The 20,255-nt window shown below is 69.3% G+C and carries 17 protein-coding genes and 1 pseudogene; 16 read left to right on the plus strand and 2 right to left on the minus strand.

The genetic code is table 11. The features are described from left to right. Positions 1–119: 119 nt before the first annotated feature. The 11 genes from ON30_RS08605 (at position 120) to ON30_RS08655 (ending at position 15,257) form a co-directional block, all read left to right on the plus strand. The gene (locus tag ON30_RS08605; protein ID WP_040705655.1) at positions 120–929 is read left to right on the plus strand and encodes a serine hydrolase domain-containing protein; all 810 of its coding nucleotides are present in this window, start codon (positions 120–122) and stop codon (positions 927–929) included. A 119-nt stretch (positions 930–1,048) separates the two neighbouring features. After that, on the plus strand, positions 1,049–1,585 hold the full coding sequence (locus ON30_RS08610; RefSeq protein ID WP_040705743.1) for a DUF3145 domain-containing protein: 537 nt from the start codon (positions 1,049–1,051) through the stop codon (positions 1,583–1,585). A gap of 865 nt (positions 1,586–2,450) precedes the next feature. Then, entirely contained in the window at positions 2,451–3,095 is a 645-nt protein-coding gene (grpE, locus tag ON30_RS38930; RefSeq protein ID WP_157183663.1) for a nucleotide exchange factor GrpE, read from the plus strand. Between the two features lie 40 nt (positions 3,096–3,135). Then, positions 3,136–4,737, plus strand: a complete 1,602-nt coding sequence (locus ON30_RS08620) for an Hsp70 family protein (protein ID WP_040705659.1) — start codon at positions 3,136–3,138, stop codon at positions 4,735–4,737. A gap of 1 nt (position 4,738) precedes the next feature. Next, positions 4,739–7,480, plus strand: a complete 2,742-nt coding sequence (locus ON30_RS08625; protein ID WP_040705660.1) for a fibronectin type III domain-containing protein — start codon at positions 4,739–4,741, stop codon at positions 7,478–7,480. Continuing rightward, positions 7,480–8,679 carry a TRAFAC clade GTPase domain-containing protein gene (locus ON30_RS08630; RefSeq protein WP_040705662.1) on the plus strand — a complete coding sequence of 400 codons (1,200 nt, stop codon included), beginning with the start codon at positions 7,480–7,482 and terminating at the stop codon, positions 8,677–8,679. Before ON30_RS08625 ends, ON30_RS08630 begins: the two co-directional genes overlap by 1 nt. 1 nt (position 8,680) lies before the next feature. Beyond that, positions 8,681–11,098 carry a GAP1-N2 domain-containing protein gene (locus ON30_RS08635; protein ID WP_040705664.1) on the plus strand — a complete coding sequence of 806 codons (2,418 nt, stop codon included), beginning with the start codon at positions 8,681–8,683 and terminating at the stop codon, positions 11,096–11,098. Next, positions 11,098–12,762: a TRAFAC clade GTPase domain-containing protein gene (locus ON30_RS08640; protein ID WP_040705665.1), complete on the plus strand. Its 1,665-nt coding sequence runs from the start codon at positions 11,098–11,100 to the stop codon at positions 12,760–12,762. The genes ON30_RS08635 and ON30_RS08640 overlap by 1 nt, the downstream gene beginning before the upstream one ends. Before the next feature lie 9 nt (positions 12,763–12,771). Beyond that, complete coding sequence (locus ON30_RS08645; protein ID WP_040705667.1) at positions 12,772–12,975, plus strand: hypothetical protein; 204 nt, start codon at positions 12,772–12,774, stop codon at positions 12,973–12,975. Between the two features lie 28 nt (positions 12,976–13,003). Then, the gene (locus tag ON30_RS08650; RefSeq protein ID WP_040705669.1) at positions 13,004–14,587 is read left to right on the plus strand and encodes an Hsp70 family protein; all 1,584 of its coding nucleotides are present in this window, start codon (positions 13,004–13,006) and stop codon (positions 14,585–14,587) included. A 52-nt stretch (positions 14,588–14,639) separates the two neighbouring features. Continuing rightward, the gene (locus tag ON30_RS08655; protein ID WP_040705672.1) at positions 14,640–15,257 is read left to right on the plus strand and encodes a vWA domain-containing protein; all 618 of its coding nucleotides are present in this window, start codon (positions 14,640–14,642) and stop codon (positions 15,255–15,257) included. Between the two features lie 134 nt (positions 15,258–15,391). Here the strand turns inward: ON30_RS08655 and ON30_RS38935 are convergent, their stop codons facing one another. Continuing rightward, the gene (locus ON30_RS38935; RefSeq protein ID WP_157183664.1) at positions 15,392–15,550 is read right to left on the minus strand and encodes a hypothetical protein; all 159 of its coding nucleotides are present in this window, start codon (positions 15,548–15,550) and stop codon (positions 15,392–15,394) included. A 378-nt stretch (positions 15,551–15,928) separates the two neighbouring features. On the opposite strand from ON30_RS38935, the gene ON30_RS38940 reads away from it, so the two are divergent. From ON30_RS38940 to ON30_RS08675, 4 genes are read left to right on the plus strand one after another with little or no spacing between them, the layout of a single operon-like run. Next, complete coding sequence (locus tag ON30_RS38940; protein WP_157183665.1) at positions 15,929–16,252, plus strand: type VII secretion target; 324 nt, start codon at positions 15,929–15,931, stop codon at positions 16,250–16,252. Then, the gene (locus tag ON30_RS08665) at positions 16,249–16,989 is read left to right on the plus strand and encodes a hypothetical protein (protein ID WP_040705675.1); all 741 of its coding nucleotides are present in this window, start codon (positions 16,249–16,251) and stop codon (positions 16,987–16,989) included. Before ON30_RS38940 ends, ON30_RS08665 begins: the two co-directional genes overlap by 4 nt. Next, positions 16,986–17,495 (plus strand): hypothetical protein, encoded by a 510-nt coding sequence (locus ON30_RS35995; RefSeq protein WP_051029095.1) that lies wholly within the window; start codon positions 16,986–16,988, stop codon positions 17,493–17,495. The genes ON30_RS08665 and ON30_RS35995 overlap by 4 nt, the downstream gene beginning before the upstream one ends. Next, a complete protein-coding gene (locus ON30_RS08675) occupies positions 17,492–18,214 on the plus strand; it encodes a hypothetical protein (protein ID WP_040705677.1) in 723 nt (240 codons plus the stop codon). Before ON30_RS35995 ends, ON30_RS08675 begins: the two co-directional genes overlap by 4 nt. A gap of 102 nt (positions 18,215–18,316) precedes the next feature. Here ON30_RS08675 and ON30_RS08680 read toward each other — a convergent pair whose 3' ends face one another. Beyond that, positions 18,317–18,883 carry a CGNR zinc finger domain-containing protein gene (locus ON30_RS08680; protein WP_040705678.1) on the minus strand — a complete coding sequence of 189 codons (567 nt, stop codon included), beginning with the start codon at positions 18,881–18,883 and terminating at the stop codon, positions 18,317–18,319. 65 nt (positions 18,884–18,948) lie between these two features. On the opposite strand from ON30_RS08680, the pseudogene ON30_RS08685 reads away from it, so the two are divergent. Further along, a pseudogene (locus ON30_RS08685) lies at positions 18,949–20,155 on the plus strand (epoxide hydrolase family protein). Positions 20,156–20,255 lie beyond the last annotated feature (100 nt).

The raw sequence follows: 20,255 nt of genomic DNA on the forward strand, positions 1-20,255 counted from the left end.
GCCGGGGTGCCGGGGTGCCGGGGTGCCGGGGTGCCGGGGTGCCGGGGTGCCGGGGTGCCGGGGTGCCGGGGTGCTCCTCCGGATGTCGTGCGCGGGCGGGCGTCTCGTAGGCTCGCGGTGTGCGTTCACTCGAGCAGATCAGCGCGTGGCCGGTCCGTCACGCGGCGGCCGCGGTCGTCACCGCCGCCGGGACGAGCACCGCGGGCGACGTCGCGCGCGTCTTCCCGCTGGCCTCGGTGACCAAACCGCTGGTTGCCTACGCGGTGCTGGTCGCGGTCGAGGAAGGCGCGATCGAACTCGACCAGCCCGCGGGCCCGCCCGGCGCGACCGTGCGGCACCTGCTCGCGCACACCTCCGGCATCGCCTTCGACACCACCGACGTGCTCGCCGAACCGGGGGCCAAGCGGATCTACTCGAGCGCGGGCTTCGAGATCCTGGCGGCCTTCGTCGCCGAACAGACCGGCATCGCCTTCGGGGAGTATCTGCGCGACGCGGTCTTCGTCCCGCTCGGCATGGCCGATTCCACGCTGACGGGCCCGGCGGGGCACGCGGCCCGCTCCACCGCCGCCGACCTGGCCCGATTCGCCGCCGAACTCCTGGCTCCCCGCCTGATCTCCGAGCAGACCCACGCCGCGGCCACCTTGGTGCAGTTTCCCGGGCTGGGCGGCGTGCTGCCCGGCTACGGGTCGCAGCGCCCCAACGACTGGGGCCTGGGTTTCGAGATCCGTGACGGCAAGACCCCGCACTGGACGGGAACCTCGAATTCGCCTCGTACCTATGGCCATTTCGGTCAATCGGGCACATTTCTGTGGGTGGATCCGGCCATTGGGGTGGCGAGCATCGCGTTGGCGGACGAGAATTTCGGCGACTGGGCGCGAACGGCGTGGCCCGCCCTCAGCGACGACATCGTCGCCGAGACGACACGCTGAACACGACACACTCGGTAAGTAACACCCGTAACACCGGGCACTCCAGTACACTCGGGCAACGCCAGCTCTCGATGGGTCGTTGGGGAAGACGTTCCTCGTCGAAGCTGGAGGTGTTAGTGGTGCGCGCATCGAGTCAGTTCGCGGATGCGACGGCGGGTGTGGTGTGGATCCACTCGTCGCCGGCCGCGCTGTGCCCGCATGTCGAGTGGGCACTCACCTCGGCCCTCGGCTCCCCGGCGAAGCTGCGCTGGACCACCCAACCCGCCGACGGCCAACTGCGCGCAACCAGCGACTGGATCGGACCGGTCGGCACCGCCGCCCGCATTGCCCAATCCTTGCGCTCCTGGCCCGTGTTGCGCTTCGAGGTCACCGAGGACCCCAGTGACGGCGTGGACGGCGAACGCTACAGCTTCGTGCCCAGCCTGGGACTCTGGCACGGCTCCACCTCCGCGGCGGGCGACGTCACCCTGGGGGAGATGCGCCTGCGCGCCATGCTCCAGGCTTCCCGCGAACTCGGCAAGCGCACCGGCTACGACCTCGCCGAGGAGATCGACCGCGCCCTGGGCACGCCCTGGGACGAGGATCTGGAACTGTTCCGCTCGGGCGTCGACCAGATCGGCGCCGAGGTGACCTGGCTGCGTCGCGACGTCGGCTGAGCCGCCCCTTGCCGACCGGTCCGTACGGACCGATTCGAGCGTGCGAACCCCGTTGTCGGGGTAACGATTTCGAATTCATTCAAACGACTGAATTATCTGCGTGTCTCGCGCGGCGCGCCGTGCACGCGTAACGCGGTGCCGGCTCGGCCGCACTCCCGCCGATCGGGCTCCGATTCGGAAAAATTCCGGCTGCTGATCGCATCGTCGCAGGATCGGCGCGACTCTTACGTCGTACGTACCGTGATTTCGTCGGCCACCTCTCGGTAACGCCAATTCTGAACAAACGACCAGTCATCTGCTCGGGTCACGACGCCCGCGGGAATGCTCGGTTGCGCCGCCGAGGGGTTCGTGGAAGATGTTGTGAGACCTGACGATCCGGAAACTCCAGCCGCGGATCGCCCGGAAATGGTCGAGTCGCCCGGGGGTGACGACAATCGCGAATGAGAGGGTTGAAGTGACGACGCCGGATGATCACGCCTCGGAGCAATTCCGGAGAGCGCCCACCACGCGATCGGTCGCGGGAGAATCGAATCACGGCGCACCAGAATCGATTTCCCCGAACGAATATCCGGACGACCGCTCCCGTTCCGCCACGTCCCCGGGATATCGCGCCGAACCGGGCGCGTATTTCGTCGACCGCGACAATTACCCGCCCCCCTCGGGCGCGCATTCACCTGCCGCGTATTCGACCGCGACCACCGAGCACTCTCATTCGGCCGCTCGATCGGGCCGGGATTCGACTGCCGCGAGCGGCGATCCGCTGGCAGGCGCGCCGTGGCCTGAAGGCTCCGCGTGGCGTTCCGCCGGTGATTTCGCCGGTCCGGGGACGGCGGAACAGGTCGATGATGCCGCCACCACCGGCGGAATGCCGACCACCGACGTCGCCGCGACGCCCGTTCCGGTGACCGATGTCGCCGGGTCGCGGATTCCGCCGGTCGGCGATCCCACCTCGGGCGCCACACCGGCGCACGCCGATGATCCGATGGCGGACTCCGCTGCCACGGTGCGGGATTCGACCTCCGCTTCGGACGAGGCGCTGCGCAACCTGATCGAGGAAGTGCGCCGCTTCCACGAGCACGCCGAGAAATTGGAGGCGATCAACAAGAAGATGCACGAGCGGATCGCCGAACTCGAGAGTGATCTGCTGCGGGCGAGTCTGCGTCCGGTGGTCAAAGCGTTGGCCGAATTGCACGGCGAGGCGCATCGGAGTATTCGGCGGGTTCGCGAGAAACACGAACCGGCGACGGCGACGTCGATCGCGCGGGATTTCGAGGATTACGCCTACCGGATCGAGGAATCGTTGGACGGGCTCGGCGTCGGCTCGCTGGGTGTCGAGGTGGGCGACGCGTTCGACCGCCGGATCCATCAGCCGACGAAGGCGGTCGACACCACGGTGGAAGCCGATCATCGGCGCGTCAAAGAAGTTTTCCACCAGGGTTTCCGCGACGTGTCGTCGGAGAAGCCGATCGTCTACGCCAAGGTCTCGGTGTGGAATTTCCCCCGGGCCTGACCATTCCACTCACCGCGCACCTCGAGGACGAGACTCTGTCATGACTGAAATTTTCGGGATCGATCTGGGGACCACGTATTCCGTCATCGCCCGCATCGACGAATTCGGCCAGCCGATCGTGATCAACAACGCCGACGGTTCGGCGACCACACCGTCGGCGGTGTATTTCGAGCCCGGTTCCGGGCACGTCGTGGTCGGCCAGGAGGCGAAGAACGCGGCGAAGGTGGAAGCCGACCGGGTCGTCACGCTGGTCAAGCTGCACATGGGCGAGGAGTACCGCCTCGATTTCGACGGCAAGGAGTACACGCCCGAGTCGATCTCGGCGCTGATCCTGCAGAAGTTGGCGAGCAGCGCCGAGGAGGCCACCGGGGTGACGGTGGAGCAGGTCGTCATCACGGTGCCCGCGTACTTCGGTGTGCGCGAACGCGAGGCGACCCGGCAGGCGGGCGAGATCGCGGGTCTGGACGTGGTCGGCATCGTCACCGAACCGGTGGCGGCGGCGCTGGCCTACGGGGTGAAGTTGCGCGACGAGCGCAAGACGGTGTTCATCTACGACCTCGGCGGCGGCACCTTCGACACCACGATCCTGGAGATCTCCCCGGAGGCACTGGACGTCGTCGCGATCGACGGCAACCGCCAACTCGGCGGCGCGCACTGGGACGAGCGGGTGGTGGCCCACGTGAACCAGCGCTTCATCGACGAGACCGGTGTGGCCGAGGATCCGCTGGACGACGACTATTTCGCCCAGTTCCTCTACGAGCAGGTGGAGCGGGCCAAGATCTCGTTGTCGCACAAGGAGAAGGCCGTCATCTCGCTCAAGCACGGCGATCACCGCGCGAAGATCGAGCTGACCCGCACGGAGTTCGAGGAGCTGACCAGCGGTCTGCTGAACCAGACCTTGGAGATCGTCGGCCGCACCGTGGAGGCGGCGAAGGCGAAGAATCCGGCGCTGGCGATCGATGAGGTGCTGCTGGTGGGCGGGTCCTCGCAGATGCCCGTGGTGGCGGCGATGCTGAAGGACCGTTTCGGCTGGGATTCGCGGTTGGCCGACCCGAACATGTCGGTGGCCAAGGGCGCGGCGATCTACGCGCAGTTGCCGGAGGATTCGCGGGTGGCCGCGGCGGGCACCTCGTCGCGTTCGACTCCCGATATCCCGCGGCTGGGTCCGGGCGGTCAGCCGGTGGAGACCCGCCGGATCAGCAATGTGCTGCCCAGGGGCGTGGGCATCCAGTTCGCGCGCGGCAAGGCCGACAGCCCGGAGATGTACGTGGGGTTCATCGCGCACAAGAACGACAAGTTGCCGTTGAGCGAGACCATCCGGGCGGGCACCTTCCAGGACAACCAGACGGCGGTGTCGTTGGAGGTTTTCGAGCAGGGCGGGGAGATCGAATCCGAACTGCCGGGGGACAACCGGGAGATCACTCCCGACGGCGGCGCGCGGATCACCGATCTGCCGCCGCTGCCGCGCAGTTCGCCGATCGATATCCACCTGACCATCGACGCCGAGGGCCTGGCGCACCTCGAGGCGTTCGAGCCTGTCTCCGGCAAGCGGCTCAAGGTCGAGGTCAAGGTGGCGGTGCTCCAGGACGAGGACGTCGAGGCGGCCAAGCAGACCATCTCGCAGCTGACCCTGGAGACGTGAGTTGCCCGAGAGCAAGCTGGACGCGGCCAAGTACAAGGCCGACGTTCTCATCCCGCTGCGCAAGGCGCATCTGGGCGATCTGACCAACGGGATCGCCGAGTTGCGCCGCGGCGCGCGGTATCCGTCCACGATCGATCTGGCGATGGTCTACGCGATCGAGCCGGGGATGGACGACGCCGCCGTGGCGGGACGGATCAGGGAGGTCCGCGCGTGGTGGAACAAGAACAAGCTGGGCGGCAGCGTCAAGGAGGTCGCCAAGTTCTGCGGTGATCTGGACACGGCGTTGGGCGCCAAACATTCGGATCTGACCACCGCGGCGTTCTGGGCGAAATGGCAGGCGCGTCGGGTGGAGCAGTCGCGGGCGGTGCTGGACGACCTCGCGGCGATGCTGGTGCACCAGTACCGCGATTTCGGGGTGATCACCCTGGACCGGATCCGGGCGGCGGCCTCGACCAACAGCATCACCGCGCGACTGTCGGACGCGGAGCTGAGCGCGATGGTGCGGTCCGCGCCGGATCTGCGGCTGGTGGAGGAGTTCACGCCGCCGACTCTCGAGATCCCGCAGCCGGTGCGCCGGGAGTGGGGCGCGACCACCGGTCTGCGCACCTACCTGGACGCGGTCTTCTACGAGAAGCCGCCCGAGGAGTTCCGTCTGCTGGGCGGATTCGCCGCGCCGGGGTTGCGCGCGCCGACGGCCGCGACCATCAAGGAGGCGTTGCACGCCTGCGACAAGCGGGCGGGCACCGAGGTGGAGGCCGTCAAGAAGCTGCTGCACGCGCTGAACGAGGCGCACGGCAAGGGCGAGGACGTCACCGCGCTGACATTGGTTCAGCTGGTCGAGGTGGCGCGCGAGTCCTTGCAGGGCGGCATCGTCCTGTTCGCGATCCAGAAGTTGGTGGAGCGCGGCCTGGACCGCACCGAGGCCGCGCGCGTGGTCATGTACTGCGTGGACGCCTCGAGCGTGCACGCGGGCGGCGAAACGCCCCAGCGGGTGCTCGACCTGCTCGCGGACAACCAGTTGCGTTCCGCGCGAACGTTGTTCAACGGGCTGTCGACCGGCAAGACGCACGCCGGGACCCCGGAGTTGGCCGACGCGGAACGGGCGCTGACGAAGAACGAGGAGCAGGTCACCGCGTGGCGCGCGGAGGCCGACCAGGCGTTGCGGGCCGGTCGGGTGGCGGTCGCCACCGAACTGCTCAGCCGCGCCTTCGCGATGGCCGCCGACGACGAGTCGCTGGGCAGGCTGGTCGCCTCGCTGCCCCCGGCGGCCCCGCCGACGCTGTCGCTGGTCGCCGCCGACTCCGCCGCGGGGGCCGGTCGGGCCGTGCGGGCGCTGTGGGCGGCCAGTCCCGGGGCCGACGAGGACACCACCTACGTGGTGGTCCGCAAAGCCGGTTCCGCGCCGCGCGACATCCGCGACGGCACGGTGATCGCGGGGGCGGGCGCGACGGAGGCGGTGGACCCGAACCCATCGGTGGCGGAACAGATCTGGTACGCGGTGGCGGCCCGGCGCGGCGGGGAGCCCTCGCCGCTGACGACCGCGACGATCACGCTGTTGCCGCCGGTCGCCGACGTCGTGGTGAGCAGTGACCCGACCAGCGTCACCGTGCGCTGGACCACCCCGCGCGAAGCCGCGCGGATCACGGTGACGCGCACCGATCCCGACGGCCGCCGCACGGCCGTGCCGGTGACCGGCACCGATATCGTCACCTCGACCGGGCTGCGCACCTCGCAGACCTACACCTTCGAGTTGATCGCCGAATACCACGGCGGGGCATCGACGCTGACCTCCGCGCCGGTGCGGGTCAGCGCGGTGCCGCGGCTGGCGGCCAGTCCGGTGCAAGCCCTCGAGATCACTCCCGAGGGATTCGGCGGCGAGCGCACCGACGTGGTCGCCGAGTGGACGGCGCTGGTCGGTCACGAGGTCGAGATCTGGCAGTTTCCCAGCGCGCCGGGCTGGGCGTCGGGCTCGCGCGTCGACCACGCCTCGCTGGCGTCTTCCGGCGGCTCCCGCTTGCAGGGCACCGTGCGCCGCCTGGGCACGCGGGTGCGGTTGTCCGCGTCGGTGCCCGCCGGGCTGCGCCACTACGTCGCGGTCACCCTCGACCACCGGACCGCGCTCATCGGCGCGTCGACCTCGTTGGCGATCTGCGAGCCGGTCGGCGATCCGCGGGTGGAGCGGTTCGGCGAGGTCGCGGTGGTCAGTTGGGAGTGGCCGCGCGCCGACTACCGGGTGCGCGCGAACTGGACCGCGGGCGGCCGCACCGGAAGCACCCGGGTCAGCAGGCCCGAATACGTCCGCGACGGCGGCATGCGGTTGACCGTCGGCGCGGGCGCGGCCACCATCCGGCTGGCCAGCGTGCTGGAATCCGCGCAGGGTCAATGGCATTCGCCCGAGATCGTGCTGGAGCTGGCGGGCAGTTCGCAGTCGGCCCGCTACCGCCTCCTCTGGCCGCGCAAGCTCGTCGGCCGCGGTCCGCTGCGGATCGAGTTCACCGCGGATCGGCCGGTGCGCGGGGTCGCCGTCGCGGTCCACCTGTTCGCCGGGGCCTACCTGCCGCAGCGGGCCACACCCGAAACCGTGGTTCAGCGCGTCGATCTGGACATCCCGGCCCCCGAACCGCAGATCGTCGAGGTGGATCTGCCGAAGCTGCCCAAACCGTTCTGGGTGCGCTGCTTCGCCGCGAAACCCGACGTCCTCACCCTCACCGATCCACCGTCCGACACTCTGAAAGGCCGCTGATGGGCATCGCGCTGTTCAACGGGAAGTCCGCGTGCCCGTACTGCTACTACCGGATCAAACTGAACGACATCATGTTCCGCTGCTCCGGACGGTCCGCGCCCGGAAAGAGCAACTGCGAGAAGAAACCCGACCCGCAGCGCGTCCGCGAACTCAAGGACAACACGCCGGTGCTGTCGTCGTTCACTTCCCCGCACCGGATCTTCCGCTCCGGTCAGCGCGCCCGCTGCCCCGACTGCGACGGCGATTCGGGGACCAGGGTGTGCCCGGCCTGCCGGTCGGTGCTGCCCTCGGCGTTCGGTTCGGGCAGTCCGATGTTCGGCATGGTCGGCACCCGGGCCTCCGGCAAGACCGTCTACTTGACGGTGCTGGTCAGCGAACTGCAAGCGCCCACACGGCGACGGTTCGGCGCGGCCACCTATTTCGTCGGCGAATCGCCGATGATCGAGGACGTGCGCCGCTGGCGGCGGGGTATGGACGAGGGCAACGTCCCCGGTCTGACCGGCCGCTCGGACAGCCGGGCCAGGACGCCGGTGGTGATCGACTGGCAGCAGGAACACGCCTCGCCGGTCGGCCCGAAACGCATCGTCTCCACGGCGCTGTCGTTCTACGACACCGCCGGTGAGGCCCTGGAGACCACCGACGAGACCAAGGACCAGCAGTATCTCGCCGCCACCGACGGCCTGATCGTGGTCATCGACCCGTTCCAGATCGCGGGCAACGCCGAACGCGCCGTCGACCGCGGGGTGGACGGGAAGTTCGACCCCGACCATCCGGTGCAGGTGCTGTCCAATGTCACCGAGATGCTGCGCGAGGTCGACGGCGTCAAGCACAACCGCAAGATCACCCGGCCGCTGGCGGTCGCGGTCTCCAAGATCGACGCCTTCTACGATCAGATCCCGCCCGACAGCCCGATCCGGCGGCCGTCGCCGGGCGTCCCGTTCTTCGACGACGCCGACTCCCGCGACATCCACCAGCACGTCGCGGGCCTCATCGACGGGTGGGGCGGCGACGACATCCTGCGTCACCTCGAACTCAACTACGAGCGGTTCCGACTGTTCGCGGTCTCCTCGCTGGGCGCCGAACCCGACTACCGCGCGGGCCGCACCGACGGCCACGGCGTGCGACCGCACCGGGTGAGCGAACCGCTGCTGTGGCTGATGGCCGACAAGGGCATCATCGGGATGAAGAAGGGGCGTTGAGATGGCCTTCGATTCGCTGCTCTACACCGAATGCCGCGTCGAGACGTCGGTGCACGGCCGCGAAGGCATGCAGTTCCAGGCCGAGAGTTCCGGGGTCAGCCCGGAGATGGAACAGGCCGTCGTCGCGCACATGCTCTACCGGCCCGGCGCGGACCTGATGGCGGCGCGCGCCCCCGTCGCCGACTACCCGCTGTCGTTCGCCTATCGCCGGGTGCGCGACCTGCACTACCTCGCGGTCGGACGCTACCTCGGCACGGATTCCCGTGGGCGCGAGGGCAATCAGCTCACGCACTGCCTGGTCACCGCGGACGCCGAGGACATCCGTCCGATGCGGCCCGCGCAACTCTTCGGCGCCGACGCCTGGTCCTCGGCCGCGCACACTTCCACCGAACTCGCGCCGGTCAGCGCGCCGCTGCTGGTCGCCGAGGACTATCAACCGCAGGCGCTGCACGCGATGGCGCGCGAACACGACGGCGTCGAGGAATTCCTGCCGCGCCTGCTCACCGCCTTCGAGCAGGCGGTGGCCGCCGAACCGCGCAAACTCCTGGTCGCCGCCGACGACGTGCGCGTGGCGGCGCGCTGGCTCGCGCTGGGCAGCCTGTTCCTCGACCCGCGCGACGCACTCGGTCTGTCGTTCCGCATCTTCACCGACAGCCCGCTGGCCGACGATCTCGCGGTCGCCGTCTTCGATCCGGCCACCACCAGGTCCGTGGGCGCGATCACCTCGCTGCCGTCCTCGCTCAACGGGGTCGACCTGCGGACCTCGGCCACCTCGGCGATCACCCCGTCCGATTCGGCCCGCACCTATGCCCGCTGGTTCCTCGAGCACGACGTCTTCGACGCGCTCGACGCGATCGAGATCGGTCGCCGCTGGGAACCGCACCTCGGGTCGGCGGCGACCACGATCACCGCCGTCTCCCTCGCCTGTCTCGGGGACCGCTCCCGGCCGCCCGCCGACCCGCCCCTGCTGGCCGAGGTGCTCGCGACGCTGGCCGAGCGCGAACCCGACGACCTGGAGGACTACGGCCGCACCCTCGCCGAGGCGCTGCTGTCGGTGCGGCCGGGCGAGTCCGACGATCCCGCGCCGCTGCACCGCGCCGCGGTCGTGTTGCGCCGCCACAACCACCACGACCTCGCCGAGATGCTCACCCTCGCGCTGCTGGAAGGCGCGCGTCTGGACCCGGACCGCTACGCGGTGCGCTGGGCGCACGCCGTCGCCGCGACCGGGTCAGGCCGCGCGCGCTGGCTCGATTCCGAATCCCGTTCGCGGGCCGAACAATTGCTCACCGAGACGTTGGCGGGCGCGCGGACGGGTTCGCTTCCCGCCCTGTTCACCGTGGTCACCGCCGTCAACTGCGGGGTGGGGTTTCCCGCGGTGCGCGAAGCCGGACAGCGCCTGGTCGAGCACTGGTCCGCCCAGCCCGGCGCGGTCGCCGACCCTCGCGCGCTGGCCTTCTTCGCCGAACTCGAACCGCTGCTGTGGCAGCGCCTCGACGCGCGCATCGCCGGCCGGGACGAAGCCGCGCGCGCCGCGGTCCTCGCCGGCGACTGGGATTGGTTGCGCGCCGACGGAACACGCGCGCGAGCCATGCCGCCCGCGCTGGAATCCGCCCTGACCGCCCGGATCGTGCACAGCGCGCCGCGCGGCCGTCGCGGGGCATTGCTGGCCGACCATCTGCGGCGGATCGCCGAGCCGAACTGGTCGCTGTTCTTCCCCGCCACGCAACGACTCGACCCGGAACTGGTCCTCACCTGGGTCGCGGTCCGGCCGCGTGACCTCGATGATCCGGGCTTCGAGCGGGTCGTCGACGAAGCCGTCGGCGAGGAGATCCGCGACGGCGGGACCGCGCTGCTCGACCAACTGGCCGGTGTCGACCCCCTGCCCGTGGAACTGGCGCGGTTGGTGCGGGATCGGGGGACCATGCCCGGTCTGCTCGACACCCTCGAGGGCCACCGCGACGACGCCCGCAACCCGATCATCCCGACGCTGCGCCGGATCGACCGGCGCGTCCTGGAACTGCATCGGCGCGAAATCGTGGATCTGCTGCTGCTGCAAGAGGACGTGGCGGGCGTCGGAAGTTTTCTCGACTTCTGGCACACCGCCGACCTGCCCGAGGTCTTCTACCGCAGCACCGCCTACTACCTGCGCGAATACCACGCCACTTTCGCCGAGCAGTTCGTCTACCTCTACTACGCCGAGGCCGTGCCCGCCTGGGTGCGCACCCGCATGTGGGCTGCGTTCGAGGAATGGGCCGGGGCCGACAAGAAGCGCGCGGTCGAGATCGAGCGCAGCCTCGACCCCCGGTTCCGGCCGGGCTGGTCCGCGCTGCTCCAACGCTTCGACTCGGCCGTGCCGGGCTACCAGAAACATCTCAACGTCTTCCGGCGTGCACGGAAGCAGGAACGAGGAGGTCGCTGATGGACGACAATCCCGGCGTCGCCATCGCGGGCGCGCTGATCGTCGGCGTCATCGTCGTCACCGCCGTCTTCTTCGTCCTGTGGATCGTGGCGGCCACGCTGCTCAAGGTCTTCGCGGTGCTGATCATGATCTACTACCCGATCGGGGTCGCCGTCGCGATCGTGGCGGGCCTGATCGCCGCGATCGTCGTCCTCACGCGCTGCGTGGCCACCGCCGCCCAGCGCCCGGCGCGCACCTTGACGCCGGCCGACGTCGCCGACCACGGCTTCTTCGACCGGCCGCCGCGCGGCGAGTCCCGACACTTCGGCTGGGACCGGGCGTGGCCGCGCTACGCGCCGTTCCAGGCCAGGCGCGACATCGAGGACGCCGTGCGGGCCGCAGGCCAGTTCCTGGTCGAGACCACCCGCAAACTCGGGTCGGGCAAGAAGACCATCGCCGCGGTGGTGACGTTCCTGTTGCTGGGCCTGGTGCCCTACCTGGCGTTCGTGGCGGCCTTCCTGATCGCCTACGCGGTGCTGACCGCGATCTGCGTCGGCTTCCTGGGGCTGGTGTGGCTGGTCCAGTTCGTCGCCATCGGGGCGCTGCGCGGATTCGACCTCGCGGTGCGCAAGATCTTCCGGCTGTCGGTGCGCTGCGTGTCCTGCTACCAGCTGACCCCGCTGCCGAGCTACAAGTGCTCGAACTGCACCCACGTGCACCGTGACCTGCGACCCGGTCGACTCGGTGTGCTGTTCCGGCGCTGCGAATGCTCGGCGGTCCTGCCCACCACCGTGACGCGCGCCTCCGGATGGGCGTTGCGCCGCAACATCATCTGCCCGAGCTGCGATCACAACCTCCCCGAGGGCACCGGCAGTCGCCAGACCATCCAGATCCCCACCTTCGGGTCGGTCGGCGTCGGCAAGACCAGGCTGCTGTTCGCCGCGATCGTCGGCCTGCACCTCGGCGTCGCGGGCACCGGCACGAAACTGACCGCGCTGAGCCGCAATTCGGCCGACCGGCTGCAACGCGCCCGCGACCTGATCGAATCCGGCGCGCCCACGCTCAAGACGCCCGTGGACGAGAATCCCGAAGCGCTCGGGGTGCTGGTGGAACCGCCGAAGCGGCGCGCGGTCGAACTGCACCTGCTCGACGCCGCGGGCGAACGCTTCACCACCAGCGAAGGCGCCGTGGAGCTGCGCTACCTGCACTCCGCGGAAACCCTGCTGTTCGTGATCGATCCGTTCTCCACCGCCGAAATGCGCGCCGCGGTCCCCGATCCCGCCGCGGTCGGCCTCGTCGTCGGCGTCGACAGCCCGGAGGACTCCTACTCCGCGACCGTGGAACAATTGCGCTCCAACGGATTGCGCACCTCGCGCCGCGGCCTCGGCATCGTCGTCACCAAGGCAGACGACCTGCGCAGGCTCGGCTTCGCCGACGGACTCGACGCGGGCGACGAACAGAGCATCCACGACTGGCTGGTCGCGCAGGGCCTGGACAACGTCACCACCCGCGCGCGTCAGGACTTCGCCCGCGTGCGCTACTTCCTGACCGACGCGATGGGCAGGCCGGTCACCAACCCGGAACACCCCGTGCACGTCCTGGACTGGCTGACCCGTCAGGTCGGCGTGTCGCTGCTGCCCGACACCGCCGTCCCGCGCAGACCCGTGCGCACCGCCTCCCGATAGGACCCCGCCGTGAACCCGTCCCTGCCCCGCACCTACACCGCGCTGCGCGCGGCCCTGCTCACCGTCGTAGGCGTGAGCGTCACCGCGTTCGTCCTCGCGGCGCTGCTCTACGGCACCGGCGATTCCGCTCGGGAGGTCTTCCTCGACTCGGTGCAGACCTGCACCGACGGCTTCTTCGCCCTGTCCACCGCGCTCCCTTACCCCTGGGAATGACCGAACCAGCACCGACACAGGAGTTTTCGTGAACGCGGTCGGCATCGATCTCGGCACCACCTTCTCGGTCGTCGCCCACGTCGACGACTCCGGACTGCCCGCGGTGATCCCCGATCCCGCGGGTCGCCCCACCACGCCCTCGATCGTCTGGTTCGACACCGGCGAAGTCCTCATCGGCGAGGACGCCCGCAGCGCGGGCATCGTCGAACCGGAACGGATGGTCGCCCACATCAAACGATTCATGGGTACCGACCACACGCTGGAATTCGACGGCGTCACCTACACCCCCGAGACCATCTCGGCGCTCATCCTCAAAGCCCTCGCCGACAACGCCGCCGCCGCCCTGCGTCGCCCGCGCGGAGCAGTGGCCGCCGTGGTCACCGTGCCCGCCTACTTCGGCATCACCGAACGCGAGGCGACCGCGCAGGCCGCCGCGCTCGCGGGCATCGACCTGCTCGACCTGGTCGCCGAACCCGTCGCGGCCGCCGCCTTCTACGGCGTCGACACCGCGATCGACGGCACCGTCCTGGTCTTCGACCTCGGCGGCGGCACCTTCGACACCACCGTGCTGCGCATCCGTCCCGAAGGGCCCGAAGTCCTCGTCACCGAGGGCGAATCGCATCTGGGCGGGGTCGACTGGTCCGAACGCCTGGCCGCCCTGCTCCTCGAACGCTTCACCGCCGCCGCCGCCGAACTGGACGAGGACGACGATCCCACCGACGACGAGAACTTCCAGGAACAGCTCACCGCCGCCGCCGACAAGACCAAAATCGCTCTCAGTCAGCGGCTCTCGGCCTCCTGCGTCCTCGAATACCGTGGCCGCCGCCACACCGTCGAACTCACCCGCGCCGACTTCGAGCGGGCCACCGCGCACCTGGTCGAGAACTGCGTCGCCGTCGCCGACCGCGCCATCGAGGCCGCCCGCCGACGCGGCAGCGGCGCACTCGACCGCATCGTCCTGGTCGGCGGCGCCACCCGCATGCCGATGATCGGCGCGGCGCTGGGCCGCCACTTCGCCGTCGAGGTCTGCCTCACCGAACCCGACTTGGCCGTCGCGAAAGGCGCGGCCCTGCACGCCCAGAGCCTGCTGGCCGCCCGCGGCGACCGCCCCCTGCTGCCCGCCCCGACCACCCCCGCCGCCCGCCGCGCCCTCGCGCTGCGCCCCGTGCGCACCGTCCTGCCCAGAGCCCTCGGCATCCTCATCCACGACAGCCGCGACCCCGCGGGCGAACGCCGCATCGTGCACCACTTGGTCGAAGCCAATACCGCGCTGCCCGTCACCGGCGCCGAACACCGCTTCGCCACCATCCTCGACGGCCAGGACCGCATCCGCGTCGAGGTCTACGAACAGGCGGGCGCGACCGCCTCGCCCGACCTCGAGCACAACCGCCGCGTCCTGGACGGCGAACTGGTCGACGTGCCCGACCTGAAAGCCGGATCACCCATCGACATCGCCTTGTCCGTGGGCAGCGACGGCCGGATCACCTGCGTCGCGGTGGAACCGAAGAGCGGCCGCACGCTCACCCTCGAGTCCTGTATCGAAGGCGTCATCGACGCCGCCGACGCCGACCGGCAGCGCTCCGTCGTGGCGGGCACGCGCATCCAATGGTGAACCGCAGGCCGCTCGATCCGGCAACCCCGACCCGTCCCTCGAAAGGCCGACCGTGAACACCTGGATCCGCCGCAGCTTCGGCGCGGAAGGACTGACCCAACACCCGGTCGGCCCCTATCTGCCCAAGATCCAAGAACGCTTCGGCGGCACCGTAATCCTGTGCATCGACATCAGCGGGTCGATGTGCGGCACCCGCCTCACAAAAGCCGTCGAAGGCGGCCACCGTTTCGTCCGCGACGCCCTGCGCGCCCACTACCACGTCGGCATCGTCCTGTGGCACCACGACATCGGCGACACCCTGCCGCCCACCCGCGACGAACGCAAACTCACCGCGTTCCTCGACGGCGCGACCTGCAGCGGCGGCAACGACATCACCCCCACCCTGCGCGCCTGCCACAAGTGGCTGCGCGAACGCCCCGTCACCACCGACCGCGTCGTGGTCATCTTCGGCGACGGCGACCTCGGCGACCGGACCCGCGCCATCGAATCCGCCGCCGTCCTGCGCGCCGACAACCTCCGCATCCTCACCGTCGGCCTCGGCGACCAAGCCGCCCGCGCCCTCGACGAGATCTCCACCGAAACCAAGGACACCCCCCACACCGCCACCCCCGAAACCATCACCTCGTCCATCGCCTTGATGGCCAAGGGCCTGGGCCGCAGATCCCGCTGAACCCCGTCGCGCGCGTACTTTCCAACGATCTCCTGCGCGTCACATGGTTCCTGCCCGGTCAGCCTGCGCAGTTCCTCGCGCGATTCGCCTCAGGGCAGCCCGTCCCGGATCGACAACCACCGCTGCATCTCCGGCTATCTCATCGCGGCGGACTCCGCGATGAGTACCAACGCGCCGAGTTCGTTCTTGATCAACCGCAAATCCAGCATCCGTTCGCGCGACAGATCCCGCCAATGCCCGGAATCCTCCACCACCGCCTCGAACGTCCCGTCGTGCCGCGTCAGGAGTTCCACGACACCTCCTCACCGAGGACGGCAGCTCGAGCGCCCGCGGCCTCCCAAACCATCGCCGGTCGCCCTGTTCATCCCGGTACACGACACCGACTACTCGGTCGGATTCGTCCACTCGCTCGATCAACTCGTCCACTGCTCAACGATGCCGACATGGAACTCGCTCGATCGTGTTTCGGTCCGACTGTCCGACGGTGGAGTAATTCTCGTCGAGTCGTCAGTAACGAGGAATGCACTCGCCTCGGCAACCATCCGGCCGGGGCGTATGCTGACGTCGACTCACGAGGGGGGACACCACGGCGGTGGGTGATTGTCGGCTGGACCGGTGACGCGCAGAGGTCGGAATGTCTCGCACTCGGCGGACCGACAGGAATCATCGTCATGAGCTATCAATTCAACGTCGTGCCGGACGACCTCGCCGAGGCGGCGGGCATTCTGTCCGATCTCGGTGCCGGCAGTGCGAAAGCGGTCGACTACGCGAAGCGGAACCTGGATCTCGAGGGCAACGCGGGTGTGGTCCTGAAACCGTTGATCGGCGTGCTCCAGGAAGCCTGTGACGAATTCGCGGCGAACTACACCCGACTCGGCACGCGCACCAGTGGGGCCGCCGCCGAATTGACGAAGGCGGCGACGATGTACCGGAACCTCGACCGCACCCGCGCCGAAGCCCTGGACCGGACGTATTCGGCGGAGGGCGGCAAATGACCGACACCGCGAACGACCCGACCGCGAAACTCGTCACGCCCGATGCCGAGGGATGGTCGACGGGCGCGAGCGTGGTGGATTTCATTCTCGGAAACGCCGTCAGCGTCTCCTATTACCTGAACCTGATCATCTCGCTGACCGGGTTCGACCCGATCGAGACGGTGCAGAACTACTTCGGCGGCGACTGGCAGAAGCTGCTCGAATCCGCCAAGGCGATCGAACATCTCGCCGAATACAACACCGCCTACAGCGACGCCGTCGAAGCGGCCATGAAGGATCTGGAAACCTCCTGGCAGGGCAATGCGGCAACCAGTGCCCAGGACTTCTTCGCGACACTGAACGAAGCCGTCGACGCGCAGGTCGAACCGCTCTACAAGATCGCCAACGCGACCGCCGCGTTCGCCTGGGCCTCGTTCGGCGTCGCGCAGACGGTGCAGGCGCTGATATTCGAACTCGGTGACCGGGCCGCCCAGTGGGCGTTGACCCAGGCGGCGGCCGCGGCGGCGGCGGTCACGGGGGTCGGCGCGGCCGCCGCCGCGGCGCTCGAGGCAGTCTGCAACGCGATCCTGCTGGTCATGCTCAGCAACGTCGCCAAGACGATCAAGCACCTGGGGACCCTGCTCGCGGCCTCCCAGGCCCTGCTCGGCACGATCACCGGACTGCTCGGCACCGCGATGGAATTCCAGATGCCCAGCCTCGGCGGCGGCAGCTACGACCATCCCGGGGTCTTCGGATGAACCGCGACGAACCGATGCTCGACCTCGCGGGCGGTGATGTCGGCATGTCCCGCCATCTGGCGAAGGCGATGAAGATCATCGCCGACAGTCCCGACGTCGACCCCGACCTGAAAGCGCAACTGGGGGAGATCATGCGCGGCCAGGGCAGTATCCGTGACCTGATGCGCAGCGACGCGTTCGCTCGCCTCACCGACGCGGCCGTCCCGCCCGCGGTCGAACGGGCCACGGCGCTGTCGACCGAGGAGATCGAACGCAAAGCCGCACTCGGCGAGGCGATCCTGGAGAGCTACCGGAACCAGGAGCCCGAAACCCCACCCGCGGAACCGGTTTCCGAAACCCCGAAGCCCCCGGTCGCCGCACCTGTCCCCGGCGCTCCCGACCCGTCCACGAGTCCGGTGGTCGCGGGCACCCGCAAACCGAACCGGGACCGCGTCGTCACCCCTGACGAGGACGACGAGGACGACCGGTACTTCCGGGACCGCAACCAGCGGGGGTGGTTGCGGTGAGGCGCATCGGCGAACGTTATCGCCCCAACAGCGGCACCCCGCCGGAACCCGGCGAACCGGCCACCTACCAGCAGCCCGACACCGCCGAGAGCGATGCGACGGTCCGACTGCGCCGCTGCCGCGAACCGCTGCCCCGCACAGATGCGTTGTGGCTGAAGAGTTCGCGGCCGTTGCGCGTCGAACCGCTCGAACTCGAAATCGCCCAACCGCTGCCCGACGTCTGCGCGCCCCACGGGCAACCGGCCCTCACCCGCGAAACCACCCGAACCTGCTTCTACGACACCGATATCCATCCCCGCTACCACCGCACCGCCTTCGAACGGGATCTGGCCAAAGTGGTGCTGCTGCGACCGAGACCGACGGCTCCCGTGTCCACGATCCTGGCGGGGGAGTGGCCGACATGCGACCGCTGCCACCGCATCTCGCGCCGCTACCGCCTCCTCGCGCTGGCGCTGGCGGTGCTGATGGTCATCGATCTCGTCGCCTTGGTGATCGCCGCCGTCGCCGATCTCGACGCCCTCGTTCCGCCCCTGGCACTCGGACTGTTCCCCGGCGCGTTCCCAGTGGGTCTGGTGGCGCTGATTCTGCTGCTGGGCAAGAGCTCTCGGCGAGCCACCTTCCGCCCGATCTACGACGAGCGCTTCGTATTCATCGTCGCGCACCCTGAGTTCCGCGCGGCGCTGGGCCGCATCACCCTCGACAAGCCCGACTCGCCCTGACTTTCGCCACACCCCGACTTCCATGCGCCGCCGCACCCGCCCGCCGCCGACATCGGGCCGATATGAGGTGTCGGTCGAGTTCCGCGCGGCGGGGTCGGCGGATCAGTGGTTGTTCCGGCTCTGATTGGCGAGGAAGCGCGCCTTCTTCTCGCGATTCCCGCACGTGTTCATATCGCACCACCGGCGGGTGCGACTGCGACTGGTGTCGAAGAACGCGGCCCGACAGGTCGGTGAGGCGCACAGGGCCAGTCGCCCGTCCCGTTCGCCCGCGATGATGCCGATCGCGTCCTCGGCGATCACACCGAGGGCATCCGCTATGCCGGTATACGGGCCGAGTCGCCAGTGGCGAACGCCGTCCGGTGTCAGAACGGCCGCCGCCCGCCCGTGCGCGCTGCGGTCGTTGAGGATCTGGACGGCGGAGAGCGGGAGCGCGTCTTTGGTCGCCGCCGCCGTCGCGGCGAGGTGGATCGCTTCCCGCAATTCCCGGGCCGATTCGAGCTGGGCCGTGGTGCAGGTGTCTACGGTCAGGCCGTAGACGGCGAGCCAGTCGAGAAGTCGTCGCGGCGTGGGAATGCGTTCCACCGGATCGCCGTGCCGTTCCGACAAGGTTCCCGTGAAGCTCGTCGCCAGCACGGTGCCGAGGCGGAAGTCGGGGAATTCGGCGGGCATGGAACCAGCATAGCCGGTTGCTCATGGAGGCCGGCCCGTGTTAGAACCGTCTTAGCTGGTTCTCGATCCGACTCCATGACGACCAGGAGGTTGCATGTCCGCTCCCGACCTCGACGAGGTCCGCCCCTTTCGAAGCACGCGCGACCGATGCCGATCTCGATGACTTGCGCGCACGACCGGACGCCGCGCGACTGCCGGAACCCGAAACCGTTCCGCGCTCCGCCCGAGGGGCGGACCGATGGGCACAAGGCGTTCCGCTCGCCGATCTCCGAGCGGTCGTGGACTACTGGCGCACCGACTACGACTGGCGTTGCTTCGAGCGACATCTCGATCGCCTCGGCCAATTCCGCACCGTCATCGACGGCGTCGGAATCCACTTCCTGCACCGCCGATCCACGCGCCCCGACGCGGTCCCGTTGCTCGCGACGCACGGTTGGCCGGGCAGTATCGTCGAATTCATCGACGTCGTGGGCGAATTGGCGGACCCGAAAGATCCGGACGCACCGGCCTTCCACGTCGTGGTCCCGTCACTGCCGGGCTACGGATACAGCGACAAGCCCGCCGTCGCCGGATGGGGAATCGAAAAGATCGCGGCCGCATGGGTCGAACTCATGCGCCGGCTCGGCTATCGCGAATTCACCGCCCACGGCGGCGATTGGGGCGGCAGCGTCACCACGGTTCTCGCCGGCCGATTCCCGGCACACGTGCTCGGCATCCACACGACCTTCGCGCAAGCCCCGCCCGGAGTGACCACGGACGGACTGACGGCGGTCGAGCGCGACTGGGCCGAACGGACCCGCGACTTCTGGCACCGTCGCGCGGCCTACGCGAAACAACAGGCCACCGGGCCGCAGACCATCGGGTACTCGCTGGTCGACTCACCGGTCGGCCTGCTCGCCTGGCTCCTCGACAAATTCGCGGAATGGAGCGACACCGAGGACAGCCCCGTTCGAGACGATCTCCGGAGACCGAATCCTCGACGACGTCACCCTGTACTGGCTGACCCGCACCGGCGCCTCGGCCGCCCGCCTCTACCACGAGAGCCACGCCGCCCTCGACCCCGAACTCCGCGTCGACGTCCCCTCCGCGATCACCATGTATCCTCGCGACACCGAGAAGTGCCCACGCCCGTGGGCCGAACAGCGCTACCGCCACCTCGTCCGCTGGAACGTGCCCGAACACGGCGGACATTTCCCATCCCTGGAAGTCCCCGCCTATTTCGTCCAAGACCTACGAGCGGGCTTGTCCGCGGTACTGGCCGCCGACCGGTGAGCATGGGGTTGGGCCGTGCGCGGTGGTGGGCACGGCGAAGCGTCGGCGTGCCCACCACCTACATGCGTCGGTGATCACATCGTGTCAGCTGCCGAATCGC

The sequence above is a fragment of the Nocardia takedensis NBRC 100417 genome (assembly GCF_000308695.1).
Taxonomy (GTDB): Bacteria; Actinomycetota; Actinomycetes; order Mycobacteriales; family Mycobacteriaceae; genus Nocardia; species Nocardia takedensis.